Below are 26,906 nucleotides of genomic sequence, written 5' to 3'. Positions count from 1 at the left end.
TGTCCCGAGCGCGGCCCGACGGTCGGCGATCACCACGGCGCATGGTGGATAACAGGTTGGGTAGTTCTGGTGGAGACCGACCGAGCTCCCCTTACCATCGACACCGGATCGGCGACCGGTGTGCAAATCTGGAGACAAAGATGATCGCAGTTCGTGCACGTTTCCTGAGCAGTCTGGTGCTCACGATCGGTGTTCCCAGCATCTTTCTCGGCGTCGCGGGTCCCGCGGCGTCGGCGGACACGGAGATCATCGAGGTGATCGACGTCCAAGAGGGCGTCGAGGTCGAACCCACCCCGGCGGTAGCGGACTACGGCGGCGGCTGCGTGCTCTACCCCGACGACAAGGCCGCGACGCTCGATTCGCTGCGCTTGCGGTGCTCGGCCGAACAACAGGACGCCATCTTCCGCGCCGCGCCGCTCGGCGCCGTGCCGACCGGTGTGAAGTCGGGCTGGGTCACTCGCCCGCCGGTCATGCAGGCCGTCGCGCCTCCGCTGTGGATCGGCAAGACCTTCTACACCGGCCCGGACGGCGGCCACCTGATGAACCGCCTCACCGGCGCGGGCATCGAGGGCTGGCGCGCCGACGTGTATGCGGCGCCTGCCCTGACCGATGGGCAGCCGGCCTGGGCGCTCGATTACACGCCGTCGCCGACGCCGCCGGTCTACGACGAGATCCGGGAGGTCACCCCCGGTGTGTGGTTCGGCTACTCGTGGTGGCGCGGCGCCGTCCAGACCACCCTGCTGTTGACCTTCGCACTCGCCTGAACAACGGGTGTCGTTTGACCCTCCCGTCACTGGAGGGTGTTGGCTGATGCCATGACGGCGACCGTCCCCATCGGGGAATTCTCCAGGCTGAGCAATCTCAGCGTGAAGACGTTGCGCTACTACCACGAAATCGGCCTGCTCGCTCCGGTCGGCGTAGACGCGAGTTCGGGCTATCGGCGGTACGCGACGGCACAGGTTTCGCAGGCACAGTTGATCCGGCGGCTGCGCGAGCTGGACATGCCGGTCCCGGAGATCCGCGCGGTGCTCGCCGCGCCGGACGAGAACGCCCGTGACGCCACGCTGCGCGCGCATCTGGAGCGTATGGAGGCCGAGTTGGCCCGCACCCGCGCGGTCGTGGCCTCGCTGCGCGCGCTGCTGACGCCCTCGGCGCCGATCTCCGTGGAGTACCGCGCGGTGGCGGCGTTCCCGGCGGCGGCGATCGGGGCGACGGTGGCGCGCGAACACATCGACGAGTGGTGCGCTGCGACGTTCCAGGCGTTGTACGAGGCGCTGGCCGCCGCGGACATCACGCCCGCCGGCGTCGGCGGGGCCACCTACGGCACCGATTTCTTCGAACACGACGAGGGCGCGGTCGTCGCGTTCGTCCCCCTCGCCGACGCCGAGGTCGCACTGCCCGCGGAACTTTCGGCGATCGAGCTGCCCGCGCGCCGGTTCGCCGTCGCCGTGCACGAGGGTCCTTTCGAGGATTTCGACCGAACCTACGGCGCGCTGGGCAGTCATGTCGCCGAGCACGACGTCGCGCTCTCCGAGCCGATCCGCGAGATGTACCTGGTCGGACCGGACGTGTCCGACGATCCCGCCACCTACCGGACCGAAGTGTGCTGGCCCATCGCCCAGCCTTGAAAAGGAGATATCCATGACGCTGTCGATCGCCCACGTCACCATCGATTGTGAGAATGCTGGCGCCCTGGCGGAATTCTGGTCACAGTTGCTGGAGACGCCCGTCGATCCCGACCCGACCCCGGAGTTCGCGACCGTCGGCCGGGCCGCGGGCGCCGCGCCCGTGTTGATGTTCACCCGGGTGCCCGACAAGAACCCCGGCAAGAACGTGATCCACCTGGATCTGCACGCATCGGGCCGGGACGAGGTCGCGCGCGCGATCGATCTCGGCGCGAAGCACGTGGCCGACTACGACGAGTGGGGCCTGAGGTGGACTACGCTGGCCGATCCCGAGGGGAACCTCTTCGACATCGAGTCCGAGTGATTCCCGGGTAGATCGCGACGACGGCCCGGACGGACCGTCGTCGCGACCGCCGGATCAGGCCAGCTCGCGCTGCAGGTTCCCGAGCACCTCGGCCTGGATCTTCTTCAGGCCCAGCGGCGCGAAGATGCCCTCGAAGATGCCCGCGATGCCGCCCGCGCCCTTCCACGTGGTGCGCAGCGTGACCCGCGCGCCCGCGCCCTCGGGGGTGACGGTCCAGGTGTTCACCAACGTCGAATTCGAATCGCGCTCGGTGACAATGGAATCGGACACGGAGACGACCGCGTGCACGTTCCGTGAGCGCTTCTCGGTGGCCTGCAACGTCCATTCCGCGACGGTGCCCGCGCCTTTGCCGCCTTCGACCACCTTGTAGTCGCGATAGTGCGACGAGAGAATGCGCGGACGTACCGTGTCGTAGTCGGCGATGGCCTCCAGCGCGCGCTGCGGATCCGCCGCCACGTCGATCGAACTACTGGCGCTGACCTGTCCCACAATGAGCTCCTTGTCCGGATGCGGTGTCTCGACCGGTCTCCATCCTGCCCTGCCTGCGCGGGAGCGGAGCGGCGAGGGTACGGCGAACCACTCCGGACAATTCGGTATTCCACTTCGCAACATGTGCGTGACATTTCTCCGCCACCGTGGCCGAGCGGTAGCCCAGCCGTGGGGTCCGTACTAGCGTCGAGGGGTGGCAGTGAGTCTGTTGGGGAAGGCCGGACACGCACCGGCCGCACGCGAATCAGGATTTGCCGCGCATCGAGCGGGCGTGGACCGCCTATTGGCGAGCTACCGCGCGATACCCGAGCACGCCAACGTCCGGTTGGCGAAGAAGACCTCGAACCTATTCCGAGCCAGGGCCAAGAACACCGCGCCCGGCCTCGACGTCTCCGGACTCACCCGGGTCATCGCGGTGGACCCGGCCGCCAAGACCGCCGACGTCGCAGGCATGACCACCTACGAGGAGTTGGTCGCGGCCACCCTCCCGTACGGCCTCGCGCCGCTGGTCGTGCCGCAACTCAAGACGATCACGCTGGGCGGCGCGGTCACCGGCCTCGGCATCGAGTCCACGTCCTTCCGCAACGGTCTACCGCACGAGTCGGTGCTGGAGATGGATGTGCTGACCGGTGCGGGCGAGATCCTCACCGCTACGCCGGACAACGAACACGCCGATCTGTTCCGCGGCTTCCCGAACTCCTACGGCACGCTGGGCTATACGGTCCGGCTGAAGATCGAACTGGAGGAAGTGCAGCCGTACGTCGCGCTGCGGCACGTGCGTTTCCGTGACGTGCGCGAATTGGAGACGACGCTCGCGGCGATCGTCACCGACCGGGTCTACCAGGGCGAGACCGTCGACTACCTCGACGGCGTCGTGTTCTCCGCCGAGGAGAGCTACCTGACGCTGGGCCGCCGGACCGACGAACCGGGCCCGGTGAGCGACTACACCGGCATGGACGTCTACTACCGGTCTCTGCAACACGAGGGGGCCACACCCAAGCGCGACCGCCTGACCATCCACGACTACCTGTGGCGCTGGGACACCGACTGGTTCTGGTGCTCGCGCGCGTTCGGCACGCAGAACCCGAAGATCCGCCGGTTCTGGCCGAAGCGCTACCGGCGCAGCAGCTTCTACTGGAAGCTCGTCGCGCTGGACCACAAGTACGCCATCGGCGACAAGCTGGAGGCCCGCAAGGGCAATCCCCCGCGCGAGCGAGTAGTGCAGGACATCGAGGTGCCCGTGGAACGCACCGCCGACTTCGTGGAATGGTTCTTGCGCGAGATCCCGATCGAGCCGATCTGGCTGTGCCCGCTGCGCTTGCGCCACACGGGCGGCCCGAACCGGCCGGGTGGACGCGCCTGGCCGCTGTATCCCCTGGAGCCGGACCGGACCTACGTGAATGTCGGCTTCTGGTCGGCCGTGCCAACCACCCCCGGGCAGCACGAGGGCGCGGCCAATCGTGCCATCGAGCGCACGGTGACCGAGTTCGACGGTCATAAGTCGCTGTACTCGGATTCCTTCTACGACAAAGATGAATTCGCCGCGCTCTACGGCGGAAACACTTATACCGAACTCAAGAAACGCTACGACCCGGACCAGCGCCTGCTGGATCTGTATTCGAAGGCGGTGCAACGCAAATGACGACATTCAAGGACCGTTCCGATGTCTTCAACGATCTCGGAACCAAACTCAGCATTGCCGAAATCTTCGAGTCCCTCGTCGAGGGCGAAGTTCCGATCCGGTTGACGGCTTACGACGACAGCGCGACCGGGCCGCAGGATTCCGAGTTCACGCTGGACATCCGGACCCCGCGTGGGATCAATTATCTGGCGACGGCCCCCGGCGATCTGGGCATGGCCCGCGCCTATATCGCGGGCGACATGATCGCGGGCGGCGTGCATCCCGGTGATCCGTACCCGATCCTGAAGGCGATGGAGCGGTTGAAGTTCCGCCGCCCGTCCGCGCTGGCCCTGGTGACCATCGCGCGCTCGCTGGGCTGGGAGCGGCTCAAGCCGGTCGCCCCGCCGCCGCAGGAGACCTTGCCGCGCTGGCGGCGGATCGCCTTCGAGGGCCTGCGCCACTCCAAGACCCGGGACGCCGAAGCCATCCACCACCACTACGACGTCTCGAACACGTTCTACGAGTATGTGCTCGGCCCGTCGATGACCTACACCTGCGCGGCCTACGGCGACGAGAGCTGGACGCTGGAGCAGGCGCAGGAGAACAAATATCGCCTGGTATTCGAGAAGCTGCGGTTGAAGGAAGGCGACCGGCTGCTCGACATCGGCTGCGGATGGGGCGGCATGGTGCGCTACGCGGCCAAGCGCGGCGTCAAGGTGATCGGCGCGACGCTCTCGGCCGAGCAGGCGGACTGGGCACAGAAGAAGATCGCCGAGGAAGGTCTCGCCGATCTGGCCGAAGTGCGCCATTCCGACTACCGCGACGTGCCGGAGGGCGAGTTCGACGCGGTCTCCTCGATCGGGCTCACCGAGCACATCGGGGTGCACAACTACCCGTTCTACTTCGAGTACATCAAGAACAAGCTGCGCGACGGCGGCCTGTTCCTGAATCACTGCATCACCCGCCCGGACAACACCCGCACCACCAAAGCGGGCGATTTCATCGACCGCTACGTGTTCCCCGACGGCGAGCTGATCGGCTCCGGCCGGATCATCTCCGAGATCCAGAACATCGGTCTCGAGGTGCTGCACGAGGAGAACCTGCGCGAGCACTACGCGCTGACCTTGCACGAGTGGTGTAAGAACCTGGTGGCCAACTGGGACGCCTGCGTCGCGGAGGTCGGTGAGGGCACCGCGAAGGTGTGGGGCCTCTACATGGCGGGTTGCCGGCTCGGCTTCCAGCGCAACGTGGTTCAGCTGCACCAGGTGCTCGGGGTCAAGCTGCCCCCGGACGGCGCATGGACCGTACCGCTGCGCCCGTGGTGGCAGCCGTAACCGGGTTCGCTCAGTAGGCGCTGCTGCCCGCCTCGTTCAGGACTTCGTCGAGGAACGGGGCGGGCAGTTCGATGTCGCCGACCTGCGCCGAGGCGGGCAGGTCGGTCCGCAGGACGCGCAGGATCCCGACCACGCCGGGCCCCGCGTCCAGCAGCGGCCTGGTCCAGCCGAGGCCGGCGCAGGTCGCGACGGCGGGCAGTAGCAGATTGGTGGCCTCGCCGACCCAGCCAGCGGCGGCCAGGCATTCCGCGAGCAGCACCGCGGCGTCCAATTGGGCGCGCGGACGGCGCTTTTGCAGGGTGTGGTCGTACAGCGCGCGGGCGCGGCGGACCGCTCGGTCCTCGGAGCCGTGCCGGTGTTCGGCCAGCAGCGCGCGAATCGCGGCGAGTTCCTCGGCTTCGGCGGTGAGCAAGGCGCCGCCGGTCAGCCGATGCGCTGCTTGCAACGGCGTCGATTCGCTGAGATCGGTGTACCGGCGTTCGCCCGGCTCCAGCGGCAGGCCCAGGCGGAGCCGTTCGGCTCGGATGTGCGCGGCCAACCGGGCCAGGCGGTTGTCGGCGGCGATGCGCGCGCCCTCCTCCAGTCGCGTGGCCGCGGTGAGCAGGTCCCCGCCGACCGCCTTGACCCTGGCGCCGACGACGAAAGTGGAGATCAGGAAGTCCACCGGCCCGACCCGGGTGACCAGCTCGTGACTCTCGTCGAGCAGCCGGTCGGCGGTTTCCAGATCGCCCCGGCGATAGCTCATCTCACCGAGCAGCGCCGCGGCGACGCGCACCGCGTGCGAGCGTGGTCCGGAACGCTCGCGCGCGGAGTCCCACGCCTGCTGGAAGCAACTCGTGGCGGTGGCGACGTCGAGTTGCTCGTAGGCGGCCGCGCCCTGGCCGCAGCGGCCGAACACCAGGCCCAGCGGGTCCTTCGAGCGCTCGTGGTACTCCTCGGCCCACTCCTGCATCTTCCTCGCGCCCTCGAAGTCGAACCCGCACAGGCGCACGAAGGTGGTCAAGTTCGCCGCGGTCGAGACGGTCCACGCCGGGAGGTCATCCGGTTCCCGCAGGCAGTCGGCGACCCGGTCCAGCACGCCTTCGGTGCGGTCGCGCGCGATCTGGTCCGACGCGGCCAGCACCGCAGCCTGGCAGCGCTGCACACGCACGTCGGCGTCGCTCGTGGAACCGCGGGCCAGGATGTTGGACAGCCTGCCGAGGGCGTTGCGCGCCGCGCCGGACTGCTGCAGGTTGACATTCGCCCTGGCCACCGCCATCAGCAATTTCGAGCGCGAGGCCACCTGCTGCATCGGCAGTTTCGACACGCTGCCGAGCAGGGTGGCCAGCCGGGAACCGTCGATGAGGTCCATGCCGCCGCCCTCGAGCAGGTCGAGCGCCATCTTCAGGTCGGTCGCGGCCAGTGCGTGATCGACCGATTTGCGCAGCAGCTGATGTTCGGCGTACCAGCGTGAAGCCTTGCGGTGCAGCGACTTCACCTTGCCCGGGTGGACGCGCTCCAGCCGGGTCCGCAGATGCTCGGCGAACAGCGGCTGCATCCGGAACCACTCCGGGTCGTGCTGGATGCGCCGTAGGAACAACTCGCGCTGCTCGGCCTGTTCGAGCAGCTGTTCGGCGTCCGGCTCCTCGGACAACGCCGCGGCGAGCGAGCCGCACACCCGCTCGGTCACCGCGATCGACATCAAGAACTCGAGCATTCGCGGTTCCAAGGTGTCGAGCACGTTCTCGGCGAGGTATTCGCGGATGCCGTGGTTGCCCTCGGAGAGCGTGGCGATCAGCTGGGCGGGGTCGGCGTTGCCACGCAGCGACAGTCCGACCAGTTGGATGGCCGCGGGCCAGCCGTCGGTGGCGATGTGGATATCGGTGACCTGCTCGGGAGTGAGGTCGAATCCGTTGCGCTCCACCAGGATCTGCCTGGTCTCCGCTTCGGTGAGGCGCAACGCGGCCGAGCCGATCTCGACCAGTTCGTCGTGCACCCGCATGCGGCTGGTCGGCAGGCCGGACTGCTCTCGGCTGGTCACGACGAACCGCAGGTGGTGGCAACCGTTGTCGAGCAGGGCTTCCATCGCCCGATGCGCACCCGCGTCGGTGATCCGCTGCCAGTCCTCGACAATCACCACGACCGTCTTGCCCGCCGTATGGATCTCGTCGATGAGGGTGGGGATCACGAACGCGGCGGCGTCGGCCGGCCGCTCCTCCAGCACCTGTTCCAGACCCGCGCCGACGTCCGGGTGGACCCGGCGAATGGCCTGGATGAGGTGGGCCAGCAGCCAGATCTCGTTGTCGTCGTCGCGGTCGATCCCGATCCAGGCGACGGCGGCGTCGCCCTCGGTGAGTTCGGCGCGCCACTGCGCGGCCAGCGTGCTCTTGCCGAATCCGGCGGGCGCGTGGATAACGGCGAGCCTGCGCCGCCCGCCCCCGCGCAGGATGTCCAGCAGACGCGGCCGGGGTATCGGATCCCGGGTGGGCGTCGGAGGACGGAATTTGGTCACGGCGGTCGGCGGTGTCGTCGTCGCGGACACGGGATGCTGCGAGACGGCGGGACGCAGCGTCAACGGCCAGCTGCGCCGGGCGGTGACCGCGGGACGAGAGCCGGTCCAGGCCACGGTCGGTTCGCCGATCGCGGTCGGCGCCGCCGCTTCGACCTCCGGCGTGGTGTCCAGCAGTGCCATCTCGTCCGGCAGCTGGTCATGGCTGCGCTGCACCGCACGCAGCATCTCGCCGAACTCGTAGGCACTGGCCGGGCGATCCCGCGGACTGGGAGCCATCGCGTGTTCGATGACGGTGGCCACATCCGGTGGAATGTCCTGTGCACGGAGGTCGGGTATCGGCTGGGTGGTGATTCGCAAGAACTGCGCGACTACCCGCTCGCCCGCCTGCCGCTCGAAGGCCGCGTGCCCGGTGAGCAGGGCGAACAGCGTCGATCCGAGGCCGTAGACGTCGGAGCGGATGGTCGGCTCGTCGCCTTTGAGCACCTCCGGCGCGGTGAACGCGGGTGAACCGGTGATCATGCTGCTCGAGGTGCGGAACCCGCCGGGAATGCGGGCGATGCCGAAATCCGTCAGCTGCGGCTCGCCGTAGCCGCTGAGCAGCACGTTGGCCGGTTTCACGTCGCGGTGCAGGATGCGGGCGCGGTGCGCGCTCTCGATGGCGCCCGCCAGCTTGACGCCGGCGCGCAGCGAGTCCGCCCACGTCAACGGGCCTTGATCGCGGATCAGCTTCTCCAGCGACCCGTGCGTGCAGTACGGCATGACGATCAGCGGCATGCCGGTCGCCGTCACGTCCACCTGGAGGATGTCGACGATGTTCGGGTGACCGGACAGCCTGCCCATCGCCTGTTCCTCGCGGAGGAACCGCTCGCGGCTCTCCTCGTCGATCTCCGAGGGGAGCACCTTCACCGCGACCACGCGATCCAACGCGGTCTGGACGCAGCGGTAGACCACGCCGAACCCGCCGCGACCGATCTCCACCGCTCCGGACAGGCCCATCGCCTCCAGTTCGTCGGCGATGTCGACGGGTGTCTGCCGCTGTGTGTTCGTTTCGGCCGCAGTCGATTCGGGGCGCACCCGGCCCGAACGCGTCTGTGGATTCATGTGATCACCTCGAACTCACATCGAATCGGCGACATCGGCGACCAACTCCGCGCCGACACCCCGGACGTCGTGTCCGATATGTCTGCGCATATTCCAACGTAGCGCGGTGCGGTATCACACGGGTGACGTTTCCGGAGAGGACGGGTGTGTCTCGGATCCGCGTGTTTCGCGCCGCGCAGCGGTGGGGATCGAGGGTCTTCGCAGACGTCGCCTCGGCTCATGACCACACCGCCACATCGGGTTCACCAGGAGGGTTACCCCACGAGGATGGCGTCAAGCAAGCGCCGTGCTAAGTTGCTTCTGCACGGAGTTTTCTTCTTTCGAGAAGCCTGTTTATATCGGTAGAAGTTGGACGTGGAGGAATTCGGTGTCAACGCCTGATCCCGACGATGATTCCGCGGCACGCGGCCTACCACCGGACGCGGGTTCGGTCTATCGGCGTTACCTGAGCGCGGTCATGTTGCACGGACAAGCCGGCGCGCGGGCGGTCGACCTGGGCGCCACCGACCTCTACGCGCTCAACATCCTCGAACTGGCGGGACCGATGACGCCCGGCGAGCTCGGCGCGCGCAGCGGACTGACCACCGGCCCCACCACGCGGCTGATCGACCGCCTGGAGGACGCCGGTTACGTCCGCCGCGCGCCCGTCCCGGGCGACCGGCGCAAGGTGACCGTCGAATTGATCGGCAAGCCCGCCGATCTCGACGAGGTCCTCGCCCCCGCGCGACAACGAATCGGCGAGATCATCCGCGGCTACGCACCCGAACAGCAGGAGGTGCTGTTCGACTACTTCACCAGGGCCGCCGCCGCGTACCAGGCGGCCGCCGAGGAGTTGCGTCCGGCGGACTAGGCGACGGCCAGGGCGATGATCTGGGTGATCTGACGGCTGTCGAAGTTGTCGTCGCTCACCAGGACGAGGGTCCGTTCGCCGGAAGGCAGGCGAGGACCCCAGGTCATGCCCTCCACGTTGTCGACGGCGGAGAGCCCGACGTCGTCGAGGTCGATCAGCAGCCGCTTGGTCATCGGACGCGCGGTGCCGATCGGGGCGTCGAGGATGTTGGTCGCCGCGCTCAGGTCCGCCTCGTAGACGCGAATCTTGTTGGGCGTGCCCGGCGAGAAGGACCGTTCCAGCACAAGGAGTTTCGTGGGGTCGAGCGGATCGGCGGCGAGGATGGACGCGATCCCGGTCTCGCCGCGGCCTGGTTCAGGCCGCGATTCGGCGAAGATCGGTTCCACCGGATACGCGTACTGGGCCAGCAGCGGACCGGATCGAGCCTGGATGGTGATGCGCGTGAGCGCTCCGCTGGTCGTGGTCGCCGCCGGGCCGTCCGGCAGAAGCGGCCCCTCCATCGAGGTCGCGAACAACGCGCCCGCGGCGAGGAAGGTCGCCCCCTCCAGCGCGGCGTTCCGCCGGGGACCGGCGTCGGGACGCATCCGTTCGTTGTCGGGAATCGGCAGCTCACCGACGTAGGAGCCGTCCGGGTGCGTGATCCGCACAGACGGGTCGTCCAGCACGGCGCCGGCCCGCTCGCCTTCTTGCGTCCAGTAGTAGTCGCCGGTCCACGGGTCCACCCGGATCTCCTCCGGGTCCACCGACATCGGCGGGTAGACGGCGCCCGTCGCGGTCGGCAACGGTCGCGTGCCGGTGAAGGTCACCGGTCCGACACCGCCTTCGCCGACCTCGATGCGCGCGGTGTAATACCGGGCCGGGTTCTTGCTCGACCGATCGTCGCTGATCAGCACGAATTCACCGGTACGAGGGGAGTAATCGATTCCGGAGAGACCACCGACGACGGTGCCCTCGAAATCCGAATTCGATGCGATCGTCTGCTCGCCGAGCAAGCGCGCCGAGGGCGCCGCCACCGGGGCGGCGGCCGCGACCGGGGCCGAGGCGAGCGCGAGGGCGCAACCGGCGATCAGAACAGGGCGACTACGTCTCGGCACGGCTGCCAACCTATCCGGCCGAACGGACGCGACGGTGAACGGGCCGGAAAACGACGGAAGCCCGCCACCGCGAAACACGGTGGCGGGCTTCGCCCTTGCCTTGCGGCGGAAACTACTTACGCAGCGAGGCCGGGACCTCGAAGCGCTCGCCGTAGTTCTTGGCGAGGTAATCGGCGCGTTCCACGAAGGCCTCCTGGCCACCCGGGTAACCGACGATGAACTGGTGCACACCACCGGTCCAGGCCGGGAAGCCGATGCCGAAGATCGAGCCGATGTTGGCGTCGGCGGTGGAGGTGAGCACGCCCTCGTCGAAGCACTTCTGGGTCTCGATCGCCTCCGCGAACAGCATGCGGTCGATCAGATCCTGCAGCGGCACACCGAAGTCCGCCGTGGTCTTGAAGTGCTCACGCAGGCCCGGCCACAGACCAGTGCGCTTGCCGTTCTCGTCGTACTCGTAGAAGCCCGCCTTCTCCAGACGGCCCGGACGACCCTCGGACACCATGTAGTCGATGACGTCCTGCGCCGGGTGCCGCTTGACGCCCAGGGTGGTGTCGCCCGCCTGGGCGGCTTCCAGGGTCTCCTTGGCGATCTTCTGCATGAGCTTCATGTTCAGCTCGTCCGACAGCTGCAGCGGCGCGGCCGGGTAGCCCGCCTGCAGACCGGCCTGCTCGATGGTGGCGGGCTCGATGCCCTCCTTCAGCATGGCGATCGCCTCGTTGACGAAGGTGCCGATCACGCGCGAGGTGAAGAAGCCGCGGCTGTCGTTGACGACGATCGGGGTCTTCTTGATCGCGAGGGTGTAGTCGAACACCCGGGCCAGGGCCTCGTCCGAGGTCTTCTCACCCTTGATGATCTCCACCAGCGGCATCTTGTCGACCGGCGAGAAGAAGTGGATGCCGATGAAGTCCTCCTGGCGCTTCACGCCGGTCGCCAGACCGGTGATCGGCAGGGTGGAGGTGTTCGAGCCGAGCAGCGCGTCGGGGGTGACGATGTCCTCGATCTCCTGGAACACCTTGTGCTTCAGCTCGGTGTTCTCGAAGACTGCCTCGATGACGAAGTCGACGCCGGCGAAGTCGGCCGCGTCCGCGGTCGGCTTGATCCGGTCCAGCAGCGCCTTGGACTTCTCCTCGGTGGTCTTGCCCCGGGACAGCGCCTTGGCCTCGATCTTCTCAGAGTAGTTCTTGCCGCGCTCGGCCGCCTCGATGGAGACGTCCTTCAGCACGACCTCGTAGCCCGCCTTGGCCGAGACGTAGGCGATGCCTGCGCCCATCATGCCCGCGCCGAGCACGCCGACCTTCTTGATCTCCTTCTTCGGCACGTCCTTCGGACGCGAACCGCCGTTGTTGATCGTCTGCAGGTCGAAGAAGAACGCCTGGATCATGTTCTTCGCGACCGGGCCGGTGAGCAGGTGCACGAAGTAGCGGGACTCGATCAGCGACGCGTTGTCGATGTCGACCTGCGAGCCCTCGACCGCGGCGGACATGATGGCGCGCGGCGCAGGCATGTTCGCACCCTTGAGCTGCTTGCGCAGGTTCGCCGGGAACGCGGGCAGGTTCGCCGCGAAGGCGGGCGAGGACGGGGTGCCGCCGGGGATCTTGAAGCCCTTCTTGTCCCAGGGCTGCACACCGGCTTCGGGGTTGGCCTTGATCCACGCCTTGGCCGCGGGAACCAGTTCCTCGATCGAGCCGACGAGCTCGTCGATCAGACCGATCTCCTTGGCCTTGGCCGGCTTGTTGCGCTGGCCCTGCAGCAGCACCTGCATCAGGGCGTTCTGCAGGCCCAGCATGCGCACGGTGCGGATGATGCCGCCGCCCGCGGGCAGCAGGCCGAGGGTGGCCTCCGGCAGACCGATCTGCGAACCCGGCACGTCCGCCGCGATGCGGTGGTGAGTGGCCAGCGCGATCTCCAGACCGCCGCCGAGCGCGGCGCCGTTGATGGCCGCGACGACCGGCTTGCCCAGCTGCTCCAGGCGACGCAGGGCGCTCTTGATCTCGGTGAGCTCCTCCATCAGCGCCTGGGCGTCGTCCGGGCCGACCTTCATCATGTTCTTCAGGTCGCCACCCGCGAAGAAGGTCTTCTTCGCGGAGGTCAGCACGACACCGGTGATGGTGTCCTTCTCCGCCTCGAGCCGGTCGACGGTGGCGGTCATCGACTTCTTGTACAGCTCGTTCATCGTGTTGGCGCCCTGGTTCGGGTCGTCCATCGTCAACACGACGATGCCGTCCGAATCCTGCTCCCAACCGATCATGTTGGTTTCGCTCACAGCTCTGTTGTCTCCTTGGTGAATTAGCGGCGTTCGCGGCCCTACGTGGTTACGCAGGCTGCCGTCTCCGGGCCTGACGCTCACGCCGCCGTAAATCTTCAGCTGTCGGTTGGGAAATCAGACCCGCTCGATGATGGTGGCCACGCCCATGCCGCCGCCGATGCACAGCGTGATCAGCGCGTAGCGGCCGTTGCGGCGCTCCAGCTCGTCGACCATGGTGCCGGTGATCATCGCGCCGGTCGCACCCAGCGGGTGGCCCATCGCGATCGCGCCGCCGTTGACGTTCAGCTTCTCGTCCGGGACGTTCAGGTCCTTCTGGAACTTCAGCACCACGGAGGCGAACGCCTCGTTGATCTCGACCAGGTCGATGTCGTCGAGGGTCAGGCCCGCCTTGGCCAGCACCTTCTTGGCGGCCGGGGTCGGACCGGTGAGCATGATGGTGGAGTCCGCGCCGCTGGTGGCGGTCGCGACGACGCGCGCACGCGGGGTCAGGCCGGAGGCCTTGCCCGCCTCTTCCGTGCCGACGAGCACGAGCGCGGCGCCGTCGACGATGCCGGAGCTGTTGCCGCCGTGGTGCACGTGGTTGATCTTCTCCACGAAGTGGAACTTCTGCAGCGCCACCGCGTCGAAGCCACCCATCTCACCGATCACGGCGAAGGACGGCTGCAGCTTGGCCAGGTCCTCGGCGGTGGTGCCGGGCCGCATGTGCTCGTCCTTGTCCAGCACGACGATGCCGTTCTGGTCCTTGACGGGGACAATCGACTTGGCGAAGTACCCGCCGGTGGTGGCCTTGGCGGCCAGCTCCTGCGAGCGCACCGCGTAGGCGTCGACGTCGTCGCGGCTGAAGCCCTCGATGGTGGCGATCAGGTCGGCGGAGACGCCCTGCGGGACGAAGTAGGTGTCGTAGTTGGTGGCCGGGTCGAGCGCCCAGGCGCCGCCGTCGGAGCCCATCGGCACGCGCGACATGGATTCGACGCCACCGGCGATGACCAGGTCATCGAAGCCGGAGCGCACCTTCTGGGCCGCGAGGTTGACCGCCTCGAGGCCGGAGGCGCAGAAGCGGTTGAGCTGGAAGCCACCCACGGTGTCGGGCAGGCCGGCCACGGTGACCGCGGTACGGGCGATATCCGCGCCCTGGTCGCCGACCGGCGCCACCACGCCGAGGATCAGGTCGGAGATCCGGTCCTCGTCGAGGTTCGGGAAGCGGCCGCGCAGCTCCTGGATCAGACCAACAGTCAGATCGATCGGCTTGACCGAGTGCAGCGAGCCGTTCTTCTTGCCACGGCCGCGCGGAGTGCGGATGGCCTCGTAAATGTAGGCCTCTGTGGTCATGGAGTGTTCCTTCCTCAATGTGCTGCGGCCGGACGTATGCCCGTCCGAGCGCGGGTGTGCGGCGACACCGCGGGTGCGGCATGGCTGCGGCTGACCTCGCCGACCGGCCTTGCGGCCGACCGTTCCTAACGCTGTACAAAACCAGGCAGGCAACAGCGGACGCACGACCCGGTCGCCCGTACGCCTGGGCATACCATAGAACGTCGGCGTACCGAAGCTCCCGGCTACCCGTCCATACTACCGTGGAGTGCGAACTCCGGTTAACTTAACGTCGCGAGAACGGTGGTTGTCAACCATCCAGCCGTGTGGCACCCAGCTCACTCTTCAGCAATTCGAGGGCGACCTCGTCCGGGTCGCGCCGGTCGCCGGGAGCCACCGGATCGGCCGCGGCGGCCATCATCTCCTGCTCCTCCTCCGGCGTCGAGGCCGGGACGACCCCGTCGCGGTCCCAGCCGCGCTCGGCCGGAGCGTCGTTCGCGCTCGGCCCGGCGTCGTACGGCGGATAGTCCGCGGGGCCCGGGTCGTCGGGCAGGTCCGGGTAGTCGGGCGGCGGGATGTCGTCGTCCGCGGGATACGGACGCGCGTCGGCTCCGCCCGCTCGGGAACGCCCCGCGTTGCCCGCCTTGTCGGCGCTCGCGTTCCTCGTCTGGCTCGGGCGGGAGAACCGTGGCGGGGCAGCGGCGCCCGAAGCACGTCCTGCCGCGTTGCCGGATTCACGTCCCGGCTGATTGCCCGCCTGCCCGCGGGTACGGTTGCCCGCTCCGCCCGCCCGTGGCGCCGCCGCGGGCCGTGGCGCCGCGCCACCGGCTTCCCAGCGCACCTCGTGGTCGCGTCCGAGCACCGCCCGTACCGCCGACCGCACCGCTTCCAGATTCCGTGGATCGGACAGGCGCTGGGCCAACGGCGCATGCTGGTGCGCGAAGACGATGACCGCGCCCTCCACCCGGGCGACCGACGCGCCGGCGAGCATCGCCTGCACGGCCGCGCCGAACTCCCGCACTTTCGCCCGGATGTCCGCCCAAGCGGCTTCCACTTCGCGCAGCAGATCATCGCTCGAAACCGCGGAAGAACCGGCTGCGGGCTCCGGCGAGGACGTTTGCGCGTCCCGCGCCTCCCGACCGACGGCAGAACGTCGCGCGGCAGCCGAATCGGCGGCCCCGCGAGCGGGTCCGGCAGCAGAATCCCGCGCGGCACTCGAGTCCCCGGACCCGCGCTCACCCTCGACAGCAGAACCTCGCACGGCACTAGAGTCCGCAGCCCCGCGGCCGACAGCAGAGTCCTGGTTATCGCCCGTGTCCCGGGACCCGCGATCGGGCTCGACAGCAGAACCTCGGGCGACAGCCGAATCCGCAGCCCCGTGCACGGGTCCGACAGCAGGACCCCGCGCGACAGCCGAATCCGCAGCCCCGCAGCCGACAGCAGAGTCCCGGTTATCGCCCGAGCCCCCGGACCCACGATCGGGCTCCACAGCAGAACCTCGGGCGACAGCCGAATCCGCAGCCCCGCGATCCTGGCCCACAGCCGAGTCCCGCGCATCACTCGACTCCCCGACCCCACGCTCACGTCCGACAGCAGACTCCCGCGCAGCAGCCGAGTACATGCCTCCCTGGTCGGGGCGCACAGCAGATTGCCGCGCGCCACCCGAGTCCGGGGCTCCGCGATCGCGATCGGCGGCGGGCGACGCCGCCTGCGGGCCCGAAGGCCGAGAACCCACCGCCTGCTCGGCCGGTGAAGACCCCGTCGGCGATGCGACATCGGAACCGCCTTGCGGGGCAGCGGGTTCGGAAGAAACGCGCCTGGTTCCGACGCCACCACCTTCCACGTCGCCTGCCGACCCGGCCACCCCCGGCGTGGCCCCAGATGCGGCGGCCGTCCCGATGGTCGGAGCACTCGTCTCGGCGCTCGCGCTCGGCCCTCCCACCGGCATCGTCCCCACCGGCCGACTGCCGGGCACAGCAGCGGAGTCCGTTTCGGATACCGGCGCGGCAGGCTCCGCGCCACCGGTCCGGGCCGGAACGCCTGCGGAAGGACCACCACCGGCTTCAGCAGCCGAGGGACCGCCTGGGGCCGACGCGCCACCGGCCGGCAACCGCAGACGCTCGCTGCCCGCGGATTGCCCACCGCCACGCGGCCCGGCCATATCGGGAGATGATTCTGTTCCCGGCCCACTGCTCGATGCCGAGCGCTCGCCGAATTCCGCGTCAGCGGACGCGCCTGGGGCGGGCGCCGCCCCCTCCGCACCACCGGTCCGCGCCGGAACGCCTGCGGAAGGACCACCACCGGCTTCAGCAGCCGAGCGACCGCCCCCGCGGTTCTCCCGAATCGCGGCCAGCGCCTCGGCGCCTCGGCGACGGGACGGCCCGGCCGCGGCCGCCGGGGCGGAAGCAGGCGGCGGGGACGCGGCGGGGGCGGAACCGACGGACCCGCCGGCCAGTCCGCGTTCCAACCGTTCCAACCGCTGCAGCGTGGCGGATTCCGCGTCGGACACCGAGGGCAGCAGCATGCGCGCGCAGACCACTTCGAGCAGCAGCCGCGGCGCCGTGGCTCCGCGCATCTCGCCCAGCCCCTCGTGCAGCAGCTCGGCGTAGCGGGTGAGGGTGGCCGAGCCCAAACGCGCCGCCTGGTCACGCATCCGGTCGAGCACGTCTTCGGGGCCGGTGACCAGGCCGCGTTCGGTGGCGTCGGGCACCGCCCGCAAGAGGATCAGGTCGCGGAAACGATCGAGCAGGTCCACGGCGAAACGCCGAGGGTCGTGGCCTGCCTCCATCACTCGGTCGACGGTGCCGAACAGCGCGGCGCCATCGTCGGCGGCCAGCGCTTCGACCGCGTCATCGATCAGTGCCACGTCGGTGACGCCGAGCAGCGAGACCGCGCGGGCATAGGTGACGCCCTCGGGGCCCGCGCCGGCCAACAGCTGGTCGAGCACGCTGAGGCTGTCGCGCGGCGACCCGCCGCCCGCGCGAATCACCAAGGGGTACACGGCTTCTTCGACCGGTACGTGCTCCTGCTCGCAGATCCGCCCGAGCAGTCCGCGCATCGTGGCGGGGGGCAGCAGCCGGAACGGGTAGTGATGCGTCCGCGACCGGATGGTGGGCAGCACCTTGTCCGGCTCCGTGGTCGCGAAGATGAAGATCAAGTGCGCCGGCGGCTCCTCGACGATCTTGAGCAGCGCGTTGAACCCGGCGGTGGTCACCATGTGCGCCTCGTCGACGATGAACACGCGGTACCTGGACTCGGCGGGCGCGTAGAAGGCGCGGTCACGCAGTTCCCTGGTGTCGTCGACGCCGCCGTGGCTCGCGGCGTCGAGCTCGATGACGTCCAGATTGCCCGGACCGCCGGGCCCCAGCGCCACACAGGACGAGCAGGTGCCGCAGGGCGTCGAGGTGGGCCCCTCCGCGCAGTTCAGCGAGCGGGCGAGGATGCGCGCCGAAGACGTCTTGCCGCAGCCGCGCGGACCGGAGAACAGATAGGCATGACTGATCCGCCCCGTGTCGAGCGCGGTACTCAGCGGGTCGGTGACGTGCTCCTGACCCACCACCTCAGCGAACGTTGCCGGTCGGTACTTCCGGTACAGAGCCACGGCCAGAGGTTACCGGCGACCGCCGACAAAGGACATTCCCGCCCGCCGCGTTCGAGGATGGCCCGATCGGAACAATTTATGTGATCTACATCACAACATGCGCATCGCCTTCTTCGGGGGCCGACCGGTACGCACGCGATAGCAACCTTAGAGCTATCGCTCACGCTGCACGAGGGAAGGTCGGACTTGCCCACCGAAGCATCCCGTCCGCGCCGGAAAATATGGACTCCTACCCCGATTCACCACGACTTTTTGGAAATAACGAAACCGTCACCATGGGTGACAGCGATGCAATCCGCTGGCTAACGTGGCACTCGGCAACTTCGGTAGCCAAACCTTCATCAGGTTGGTGACCCCGGCCGGTCCCTCATCCCGACCGGGGCACAACCTACCGAACTGAGCCCACGGGTGACCAGCGACCAATCCCCACTTCCACCGGAGGACCGTCCACCGTGTCGTGTGACGACATCGCCGCCGCCTGGCTGTCCAGCACCGATTTCGCAGGCGACCGCTCCGCCGTCGCCCTCTTGAGCCGCGCCATCAGCCCGCAGGAGTTCGCGATCAAGCGCGACTCGCTGCCGGTCACCGCGGCCGCCGATCCGACCACCGCGGCGGCCATCCTCGAACTCCTCGAACGCGGCCAGGTGCCCACCATGGCCGCGATCCGCACTCTGACCGCGCAGAACGAGATGCGCCGCGAGGCCGAGCGCATCGAACGGCTCGGCCGCCGCGCCCAGCGCAGTATCGACGACTTCGGCCGGGTGCTCGCCAAACTGGCGGACGCGCATTGGACCGCGCACGGCTACGGACCCACCCGGCGCGATGTGCTGTGCACAGAGCAGATCATGACCCTGATCCGCACCCGCGTCGGCAATATCGCGCCGTCGGCGGTCAAACACCTCTGGCTGATCGAGCGGGCCCAGCGCGCGGGGTGGATCGCTTCCAACGCCAATCCACGGTCCCTGTGCGCCGCCCGGCGTTTCTACGCCGCCCAGTACGGCAACCGGGTCTCGTTGCGCCCCGTGAACACCATCGGCACCGCGATCGCGACCTATCTGGCGGATTACCAGGCCGAGCACGGCCGCCCGCCGCGCTGGTCGGTGGTGGCGCAAGAACTGCGCGACGACCGGGGCCGCCGGATTTTCCACAACACCGCCGATGCCCGCGCCCAGCAGCTGTGGTTGACCACCGCGGAGTGGGTGGAGATGCGCGACGACCTGCCCGTGCCCGGGCGACGCGGTTTGCGTGCCATCCGTAGATCTCGTGGCTGAGCCGGAGCGGACCATGCGGACTCGACACCATAGGTTAACAGCGTTACTCTAACGCCGTTAACCTAGCGAGCGGAGCCGCGATGCTGACCCGGACAGCCCGATTCATCACCCGATCTCCGCGCGTGGTGCTGGCCGCTGCCCTGGTCATCGCCGTTCTGTGCGGTGTTTTCGGCGCCACCGCGCCCGCGCATCTGAAGTCCGGCGGGTTCACGTCGAACGAGGCCGAGTCCGCCCGCGTCGCCGAGCTGATCGCCGACAATTTCTCCGGCGCAGCGCCCAATTTCGTCCTGCTGGTCGGCTCGGACGCGGGGGCGGACGACCCGGCCACCAGGGCGGCGGGCATCGAGCTGGCCGATGCGCTGAAGAACCGCGGTGACGTGCAGGGCGTGCAGTCCTACTGGACCACCCCGCAACCGCTGGCGAACGCGTTGCGCAGCACCGACGGCAAGAGCGCTCTGGTCGTCGCCTACATCGACGGCGACGAGACGCAGGTCCAGAAGACCGCGAGCGAATTGGAGGGGCAGTTCGCCGGCGTCTCCAACGGCATCACAGTCCGCCAAGGCGGCATCGCCGCGATCTACCACGACGTCACCGAGCAGACCACCCGAGACCTCACCCTGGCCGAGGGCGTCGCCGTCCCGCTGTCGATGATCGTGCTGGTCCTGGTGTTCGGCAGCCTGGTGGCCGCGGCCCTCCCGCTGACCATCGGCGTGTTCGCCATCCTGGCGACGCTGGCGCTGCTGCGCCTGTGCACGCTGTTCACCGATGTCTCGATCTACGCGTTGAACATGACGACGGCGATGGGTCTGGCGCTGGCCATCGATTCCAGTTTGTTCATCGTCAGCCGCTTCCGGGAGGAGCTGGCGCGCGGCCTGGATCCGGCCGCGGCCACCATCCGGTCCGTGCAGACCGCGGGCCGCACCGTGTTGTTCTCCGCGCTCACCGTCGCGCTCTCGCTGGCCGTGCTCAGCGTGTTCGACCTGTACTTCCTGAAGAGTTTCGCCTACGCGGGCGTCGCGGTCGTCGCCGCGGCGGCGGCCGCGTCGATCCTGGTGCTGCCCGCCGCGCTGGTCCTGCTCGGGCACCGGGTGAACTCCCTCGACCTGCGAGCTCCGTTGCGCCGCCTGTTCCGGCGCGACGCGCCCGCACCCGGTCCGCACGCGCCCGAGGACAGCGGTTGGTACCGGCTGGCCGGCGTGGTGATGCGGCACGCGGCTCCGGTCGCGATCGTGATCATCGCCCTGCTGCTGGCACTCGGCGCACCGTTCCTGTCGGTGCAGTTCGGTTATCCCGACGACCGGGTGCTGCCGGAAACCGCGTCCAGTCGCCAGGTCGGCGACGCCATGCGCACCCAGTTCCCTCAGGCCGACCCGGTCGCCAGCACCACGATCGTGCTGGACGGCTATCGCGGCGACACCGCGGCGCTCGGTGGATACGCCGCCGAACTGTCCAAGGTCGAGGGCGTGCCCGCCGTCCTCTCCGCCGCCGGGGTCTACGTGACGGGCGCGCGGGTCGCGCCCGCACCGCCCGGGATGAGCAACGACACCGGCACCTACCTGAGTGTCGCGACGAAGCTCGATCCGTTCTCCCCCGCCGGTGACCGTCAACTGAACGCGATCCGGGCCGTCCCGGCGCCGGGCGAGGCGCTCTTCGGCGGCGCTGCGGCGGCCAACGCCGACTCGCTGCAGGCGCTGGCCGCCCGGCTTCCGCTCGCGGCCGCCCTGATCGCCCTCACCACGTTTATCGTGTTGTTCCTGTTCACGGGCAGCGTCGTGCTGCCGATCAAAGCGCTCGTGCTGAACACGCTGTCGCTGGCCGCCGCCTTCGGCGCGATGGTCTGGGTGTTCCAGGAAGGCCACCTTTCCGGGCTGCTCGGTTTCACCGCGGTCGGCTACCTGGTGCCGACCATGCCGATCCTGATGTTCTGCCTGGCCTTCGGCCTGTCCATGGACTACGAGGTGTTCCTGCTGTCGCGGGTGCGCGAGGAGTGGCTGGCCACCCACGACAACACCCGCGCGGTGGCGGTCGGCCTGGCTCGCACGGGCCGGATCTTCACCGCGGCCGCCGTGCTGATGGCCATCGTGCTCGGCGCGCTGGTGACCGCGAAGGTGTCGTTCATGCAGCTGCTCGGCCTCGGTCTCACGCTGACCGTGCTCGCCGACGCCACGATCATCCGCGGTCTGCTCGCGCCCGCGCTCATGCGCCTGCTCGGTCCGCTCAACTGGTGGGCGCCCGCACCGCTGGCCCGCCTGCACGCCAAGATCGGTCTGACCGAGGGCGAGGAGGACGCCGCCGCCCGTCCGCTGGAAACCGCAGGGCGGGCATGATCGGCGGCAGACGCCCACGCTCGCCGCGCGGTTCCGGCGCGCAGCTGCGCGAGGAGATCCTGCGCGCCACGGCCGACCTGCTCACCAGGACCGGGCACGCCGATGCCGTCTCGATCCGGGCGGTGAGCAAGCTGGTGGGTGTGAGCGCGCCGTCGATCTACCGGCACTTCGCCGACAAGGACGAGCTCATCGAGGCGGTGGTCGCCCAGGTCTTCGAAGACCTGGCCGACGCGATGCGGGCGGCCACCGATCCCGCGGCCTCCCCGGTGACGCAGTTGCACGAGCAAGGCATGGCCTACGTCCGCTTCGCCCTCGCGCATCCCGAGCAGTACCGGCTCGCGACCGCGCCCACCGAGACCGAAGGCGCGGTGGATCAGGTCCTCACCAGCGGGGCGTTCCAGCATTTCGCGGCCACGGTGCGCAAATGCATGGACGACGGGACGATGGCGCCGCGCGACCCGCGGCCGATCGTGCTGGAGCTGTGGTCCGTCGCCCACGGCATCGCCTCCCTGCTGCTGGCCAAGCCCTTCCTGCCCTGGGGCGACGCGGAAGCAGTCGCCTCGCGCGTGATGGGCGCGGCGTGCCTCGGCTACAGCGTGCTCGACCTGGTCGGCGCGGACCCGCCCACGCCGGACACGGTCACCACGTGGCTGCGCCGCGTCAGGAAGGGCTCGCCGCCGGCCTGACCGCGCTCGAGCCGATCGATTGTCGACCCGCTAGCGACCGTTCGGTAACTTCCTTCCAGCGCACGCGCGCGGAAGGAGTGCACCCTTGTCCCCGACCATCGATCCGGCGGCCACCGCCTGGCTGCTCGTCAGCACGGCCCTCGTCCTGCTCATGACCCCGGGCCTGGCCATTTTCTACGGCGGGATGGTGCGCTCGACCGGCGTACTCAACATGTTGATGATGAACTTCATCGCGATCCCGCTGGTGACCGTCACCTGGCTACTTCTCGGCTACAGTCTGGCGTTCGGCGCCGACGCGGGCGGCGGCCTCATCGGTGGCCTCGGTCACCTCGGCATGGCGGGCATCGATCCCGGCTCGGTGCGCGGTTCGGTGCCCGAATTGTTGTACGCGACGTTCCAGCTCACCTTCGCCGTGTTGACCGCCGCTCTGGTCAGCGGCGCCATCGCCGACCGCGCCAAATTCTCCGCGTGGATGGTCTTCGTGCCGCTGTGGACGCTGGTGGTGTACGCGCCGATCGCCCACTGGGTGTGGGGCCCGGACGGTTGGCTCGCCTCGTTCGGCGCGCTGGACTACGCGGGCGGCCTGGTGGTGGAGATCGCCTCCGGCGCGTCGGCCCTTGCCCTCGCGCTGGTGCTCGGCCCGCGCATCGGGTTCCGCACCGACGCGATGCGACCGCACAATCTGCCGTTCGTGTTGCTCGGCGCGGGCCTGCTGTGGTTCGGCTGGTTCGGCTTCAACGCCGGTTCGGCGCTGGCGGCCAATGGCCTCGCCGCGGCCGTCTTCCTGAACACGCTGGTGGCAGGCTGCCTCGGCATGCTCGGCTGGCTCGCGGTGGAGCAGATCCGCGACGGCAGGCCCACCACCTTCGGCGCCGCGTCCGGCGTAGTGGCCGGCCTGGTCGCCATCACTCCCTCCTGCGGGTCGGTGAACACCTTGGGCGCGCTGCTGGTCGGGCTCGCGGCGGGCGTGCTGTGCTCGTTCGCGGTGGGGTGGAAGTTCAAGGCGGGCTTCGACGATTCCCTCGACGTGGTCGGCGTGCACTTCGTCGGCGGCATCGTCGGCACCGTGCTGATCGGCCTGCTCGCCACCGAGGTGATGACCGGCGGCGTCGAGGGCCTGCTGTTCGGCGGTGGGTTCACGCAGCTCGGCAAACAACTGGTGGCGGTGCTCGTCGTCGCGGCCTACGCGTTCGGCGTCTCGTTCGCGCTCGGCAAGGGCATCGACCGGCTCGTCGGATTCCGGGTCAGCAAGGAGGACGAGACCGCGGGCATCGACTTCGCCCTGCACGCCGAGACGGCGTACGCCGAAGGGGTGCACGGCCACGCGCCGCGCCGCCTCGGCGAGGGGCATTTCGGGCGTCCACACCCGGATCGCGCCCTCGAAGACGGTCAGCACGACTGAAATGGTCGGCGGCGATGCGGATCGCCATGGCGCCTATCCGGCTCGCACCCCCGACCGCGGCTGAACGCCTGGTCACGCCGGATCGAGGTGTCGGTGTGCTGGACACTGTCGCCGCGCGAAAGCGTCGCGGCCACAGCCGGTCGGCCCCGCACCGACGTGAACCGACAGAATTCGCGTCGTCGGGAGAGTCCCCGGCCGCGCGGTGACCGCCTCAGCTGACCGAACTCGCCGACGCGGTGAACGTATTGCACTGCGCCGCACGGTTGTTGTCCAACCCCGTCTCGAACCACTGCCCGCCGTTCTCCGCGGAGCCGTGGTCGCGCATGTCCCCCGCCTGGTCGCCGCGCCCGTAGGCGTCCTTGCGCGCCAGGGTGAGCTGCGGGTCGGACAGCGACCCGCCCTTCGACGACGAGGACAGGTACATGCCGTCGAAGCAGTTGGCCTGCAACTCGACTCGCCGCGACAGTTCCAGTCCCTTGGAGCTGCGCGGTCCCACGTCGGCGCGCTCGCTGTTTGCCCTGCGCAGGATGCCGGACATGGCTTGCACGTGGTGGCCGTACTCATGCGCGAAGACCGAAAGGTAGACCACCCAGTTGTCCTTGAAGTAATCGGTCTGCAACTGGCTGATCGGCATGTAGATGGTCTTGTTCGCGGGGCAGTAGAACGCGGCGAAATTGCTGGTCGAACCGGTGCACGGCGTGGTGATACCCGCCGTGGTCGCGCTGACGTTCAACGCGGGCGGCGCAAACGGCAGATTCGCCTTGCGCAGCACGGGTTTCCATGCCGTCTCCAGGCACGACGCGGCGCTCTCGAAGAACTTGCGTGCGGCATCCACCTGAGTGCCCCACGGCGAGTAATCGCACCGCGCCGGAATCAACGTCGCGCTCGGATCCGTGAGCAACGGGTTGTTGCCGGTCTCCGACGGTCCGGACGAACCGTCCGGCTGGGCGTCGAACGTGAAGCTCGGCTGCGGACCGGACGCGTCGTTGTCGCCACGCCCCACCGAGATCGCATTGCGCACCAGCCCCGCCGCCACCACGAAGACGACGATGACCAGCAGCACCACCCATCCGCCGCCACCCCGTTTGCGGGGCGGCGGGTACGGCGGCCGCCCGGGCGGACCATAGGGCATCGGCGGTGGCACCGGCGGGCCGTAACCCGGTGGCGGGCCGTAGGCGGGCGGGGCATATCCCGCCGGGGGCCGGTACCCCGGAGGCGGACCATAACCGGGGGGCGGGCCGTAACCCGGCCGCGGGCCGTAGGGCGCACCGTAGCCGGGCGGCGGGACCGGACGCCCTCCATGCGGGACCGGTCCGTGTCCGTACGGTGGTTGTGTCACGCCCCCGTACCCCCTCGTCTCAGTGATCGCCGACAGCCGCTGACGCAGAATAGCAAGCTGTCTAGAGTAGGCGACCATGCTGACTTTTCGGGGGGCCGCCCTAGGCGCGCTGCTTCTCGCCATCGCGGGAATGTTCGCGACGGCCCCGGTCACCCAGGCCCAGCCCGAGCCGGGCGGCGTGGCCATCACCGCCGATCTGAAGCTGAACCGCGAGGGCATCCTCGAAGTGGTCGAACAGGTTTCGGTGCCGCCGGAGGGCTCCTTCCGGATGGTGCTTCCGCTGCGATTGAAGGTGAGCGACGACGCCGAACGCGTCTTCCGGGTTACCGACGTGGACACCGAGGGCGCGGGCACCGCGACGGTCGCCAACGACCAGTTCACCATCGAGGCCCGGCCCGGCGTCTCCACCTTCCGGTACTCGGTGCAGAACACCGTGAGTGACGCGCCGGGCACCCAGGTGTTCCATTGGCTCGGTGTGCTCAACACCGATATCGCGTCCATCAGTGCCTCGCTGATCAGTCCGAGCTTCGAAATGGGCATCGTCGACTGCAAACTCGGTCCGCCCGGCGCCACCCGGCCCTGCGCCGACGTCAAGATCGAAAGTGACGGCGTCCTGTTCCTGGAGCAGACCGACCTGCACAAAGGCGACGCGATCGACCTGACGCTGCAGTTGCCGCCCGGCACCGTGCCGAGCAACGCCGACGTGCGCGGCAGCGGCGACGCGGGCCCCTTCGCGATCACCGCACCGGTGCTCGCCGCGTTCGGCGTCCTGCTGCTCGCGCTGGCGGCGCTGGCCGCCTTCGTGCTGCGCGCCCGCCGCCGGGACGCGGCGGTGGGCGGCGGTTCGGAGACGATCGACCCGCTGCTGCGCGAGGGCGACCGCGTGCGGTTCACCTCGCCCGACGGCGCGCTGCCCGGCGAGGCGGGGTTGCTGCTGGACGGGCATGTCGATCCGGTCGACGTCGCCGCGACGGTGGTGGACCTCGCGGTGCGCCGGTATCTGCGGATCACGCCGCTCAGCGACAGCGACTGGCGGATCACCCGGGTGAACACGCCGGACGATCAGTTGCGCGCCTACGAGAAGGCCGTCTACGAGGCGTTGCTGCCGGACGGCACCGACGCGGTGACACTGGGCGAGTTGCGCAGGCCGGGGCGCGTGGCCTCCGGTCCGGTGCGCGCCGCTATGGTGGCCGACGCCGTCGCGCGGGGGAACTTCCTCGATCGCCGTCGCCCCGGCCTGGCGATGTGGCTCGGCGGGGCGCTGGTGCTCGCGGGCATCGTGGCGACCGTGGCCCTCGCGCTCACTTCGGGGCATGCCTTGGTCGGTGTCGCCATCGCGCTCGGTGGCGCCGCCGCGCTGCTCGCGCCACAGTATCTGCCGGTGCGGACGTCGCGCGGACTGGAGCTCGCCCGGCAGATCCGCGCACTCCAGCGCGGCCTGGAGAACACTCGGCGCGAACAGATCCCGCCGATCGATCAGGAGACCGTGTTCTCCCGCGCGCTGCCGTTCATGGTCCTCGGCGCACGCGCCGACAACTGGATCCGCGCCTTCCGCGACCTCGATCCGTCGGCGGACGCGCAACCGGGCGTCTACTGGTTCGGCGGCTTCGAACGCGACCGCAACCTGCGACGCTTCGCCGGGCACTTCCCGTTCTTCATCACCGCGCTGGAAGGGCTTTTCGCCGTAGCGGGCGATCCACACCGCTGACGTCACGCACACACGAGAAGGGCGACCGG

Annotated in this window: 17 protein-coding genes and 1 pseudogene; 11 read left to right on the top strand and 7 right to left on the bottom strand. The window is 69.1% G+C overall.

The window, feature by feature from the left end:
* Nucleotides 1–140 precede the first annotated feature (140 nt).
* Genes ACWEKR_RS23050 through ACWEKR_RS23040 form a run of 3 tightly spaced genes read left to right on the top strand, consistent with a single transcriptional unit; the run spans nucleotide 141 to nucleotide 1,989 of the window.
* Nucleotides 141–764, top strand: coding sequence for a hypothetical protein (locus ACWEKR_RS23050; protein WP_452356202.1), 624 nt, complete (start codon nucleotides 141–143; stop codon nucleotides 762–764).
* 51 nt (nucleotides 765–815) lie between these two features.
* Nucleotides 816–1,628 carry a MerR family transcriptional regulator gene (locus tag ACWEKR_RS23045; RefSeq protein ID WP_452356201.1) on the top strand — a complete coding sequence of 271 codons (813 nt, stop codon included), beginning with the start codon at nucleotides 816–818 and terminating at the stop codon, nucleotides 1,626–1,628.
* A 13-nt stretch (nucleotides 1,629–1,641) separates the two neighbouring features.
* Entirely contained in the window at nucleotides 1,642–1,989 is a 348-nt protein-coding gene (locus ACWEKR_RS23040; protein ID WP_195084918.1) for a VOC family protein, read from the top strand.
* A gap of 54 nt (nucleotides 1,990–2,043) precedes the next feature.
* Here ACWEKR_RS23040 and ACWEKR_RS23035 read toward each other — a convergent pair whose 3' ends face one another.
* The gene (locus ACWEKR_RS23035) at nucleotides 2,044–2,478 is read right to left on the bottom strand and encodes an SRPBCC family protein (RefSeq protein ID WP_195084919.1); all 435 of its coding nucleotides are present in this window, start codon (nucleotides 2,476–2,478) and stop codon (nucleotides 2,044–2,046) included.
* Nucleotides 2,479–2,677: 199 nt separating this feature from the next.
* Between ACWEKR_RS23035 and ACWEKR_RS23030 the strand changes: the two genes are divergently transcribed.
* Both ACWEKR_RS23030 and ACWEKR_RS23025 read left to right on the top strand, forming a co-directional pair.
* Nucleotides 2,678–4,120: an FAD-binding oxidoreductase gene (locus ACWEKR_RS23030; protein WP_452356247.1), complete on the top strand. Its 1,443-nt coding sequence runs from the start codon at nucleotides 2,678–2,680 to the stop codon at nucleotides 4,118–4,120.
* The gene (locus tag ACWEKR_RS23025) at nucleotides 4,117–5,433 is read left to right on the top strand and encodes a class I SAM-dependent methyltransferase (RefSeq protein WP_195084920.1); all 1,317 of its coding nucleotides are present in this window, start codon (nucleotides 4,117–4,119) and stop codon (nucleotides 5,431–5,433) included. The genes ACWEKR_RS23030 and ACWEKR_RS23025 overlap by 4 nt, the downstream gene beginning before the upstream one ends.
* Nucleotides 5,434–5,443: 10 nt before the next feature.
* Here ACWEKR_RS23025 and ACWEKR_RS23020 read toward each other — a convergent pair whose 3' ends face one another.
* Nucleotides 5,444–9,025 carry a protein kinase domain-containing protein gene (locus ACWEKR_RS23020; protein WP_452356200.1) on the bottom strand — a complete coding sequence of 1,194 codons (3,582 nt, stop codon included), beginning with the start codon at nucleotides 9,023–9,025 and terminating at the stop codon, nucleotides 5,444–5,446.
* 367 nt (nucleotides 9,026–9,392) lie between these two features.
* On the opposite strand from ACWEKR_RS23020, the gene ACWEKR_RS23015 reads away from it, so the two are divergent.
* Complete coding sequence (locus ACWEKR_RS23015; protein ID WP_452356199.1) at nucleotides 9,393–9,875, top strand: MarR family winged helix-turn-helix transcriptional regulator; 483 nt, start codon at nucleotides 9,393–9,395, stop codon at nucleotides 9,873–9,875.
* Here the strand turns inward: ACWEKR_RS23015 and ACWEKR_RS23010 are convergent.
* The 4 genes and pseudogenes from ACWEKR_RS23010 to ACWEKR_RS22995 form a co-directional block, all read right to left on the bottom strand.
* Nucleotides 9,872–10,969: an esterase-like activity of phytase family protein gene (locus ACWEKR_RS23010; RefSeq protein ID WP_452356198.1), complete on the bottom strand. Its 1,098-nt coding sequence runs from the start codon at nucleotides 10,967–10,969 to the stop codon at nucleotides 9,872–9,874. The two genes, ACWEKR_RS23015 and ACWEKR_RS23010, sit on opposite strands and share 4 nt — an antisense overlap.
* Before the next feature lie 112 nt (nucleotides 10,970–11,081).
* Nucleotides 11,082–13,232, bottom strand: coding sequence for a 3-hydroxyacyl-CoA dehydrogenase NAD-binding domain-containing protein (locus ACWEKR_RS23005; protein ID WP_452356197.1), 2,151 nt, complete (start codon nucleotides 13,230–13,232; stop codon nucleotides 11,082–11,084).
* 117 nt (nucleotides 13,233–13,349) lie between these two features.
* Nucleotides 13,350–14,564 (bottom strand): acetyl-CoA C-acetyltransferase, encoded by a 1,215-nt coding sequence (locus ACWEKR_RS23000; protein WP_063018946.1) that lies wholly within the window; start codon nucleotides 14,562–14,564, stop codon nucleotides 13,350–13,352.
* Nucleotides 14,565–16,545: 1,981 nt separating this feature from the next.
* Nucleotides 16,546–18,144 (bottom strand): annotated as a pseudogene (locus tag ACWEKR_RS22995) (DNA polymerase III subunit gamma and tau); the annotation flags it as partial.
* 452 nt (nucleotides 18,145–18,596) lie between these two features.
* Here ACWEKR_RS22995 and ACWEKR_RS22990 point away from each other — a divergent pair.
* From ACWEKR_RS22990 to ACWEKR_RS22975, 4 genes are all read left to right on the top strand, one after another.
* On the top strand, nucleotides 18,597–19,415 hold the full coding sequence (locus ACWEKR_RS22990) for a hypothetical protein (protein WP_195084923.1): 819 nt from the start codon (nucleotides 18,597–18,599) through the stop codon (nucleotides 19,413–19,415).
* Nucleotides 19,416–19,495: 80 nt separating this feature from the next.
* Nucleotides 19,496–21,742 carry an MMPL family transporter gene (locus tag ACWEKR_RS22985; RefSeq protein ID WP_452356196.1) on the top strand — a complete coding sequence of 749 codons (2,247 nt, stop codon included), beginning with the start codon at nucleotides 19,496–19,498 and terminating at the stop codon, nucleotides 21,740–21,742.
* On the top strand, nucleotides 21,739–22,428 hold the full coding sequence (locus ACWEKR_RS22980) for a TetR/AcrR family transcriptional regulator (RefSeq protein ID WP_452356195.1): 690 nt from the start codon (nucleotides 21,739–21,741) through the stop codon (nucleotides 22,426–22,428). The genes ACWEKR_RS22985 and ACWEKR_RS22980 overlap by 4 nt, the downstream gene beginning before the upstream one ends.
* An 85-nt stretch (nucleotides 22,429–22,513) precedes the next feature.
* Complete coding sequence (locus ACWEKR_RS22975) at nucleotides 22,514–23,830, top strand: ammonium transporter (RefSeq protein ID WP_452356194.1); 1,317 nt, start codon at nucleotides 22,514–22,516, stop codon at nucleotides 23,828–23,830.
* Between the two features lie 211 nt (nucleotides 23,831–24,041).
* Here the strand turns inward: ACWEKR_RS22975 and ACWEKR_RS22970 are convergent, their stop codons facing one another.
* Nucleotides 24,042–24,962: a neutral zinc metallopeptidase gene (locus ACWEKR_RS22970; protein ID WP_452356193.1), complete on the bottom strand. Its 921-nt coding sequence runs from the start codon at nucleotides 24,960–24,962 to the stop codon at nucleotides 24,042–24,044.
* 283 nt (nucleotides 24,963–25,245) lie between these two features.
* On the opposite strand from ACWEKR_RS22970, the gene ACWEKR_RS22965 reads away from it, so the two are divergent.
* Complete coding sequence (locus ACWEKR_RS22965; RefSeq protein ID WP_452356192.1) at nucleotides 25,246–26,877, top strand: DUF2207 family protein; 1,632 nt, start codon at nucleotides 25,246–25,248, stop codon at nucleotides 26,875–26,877.
* Nucleotides 26,878–26,906 lie beyond the last annotated feature (29 nt).

Source organism: Nocardia sp. NPDC004573, from assembly GCF_053602135.1.
Note: the sequence above shows the minus strand (reverse complement) of the source record. Positions and strands in the feature narration are given on the sequence as shown.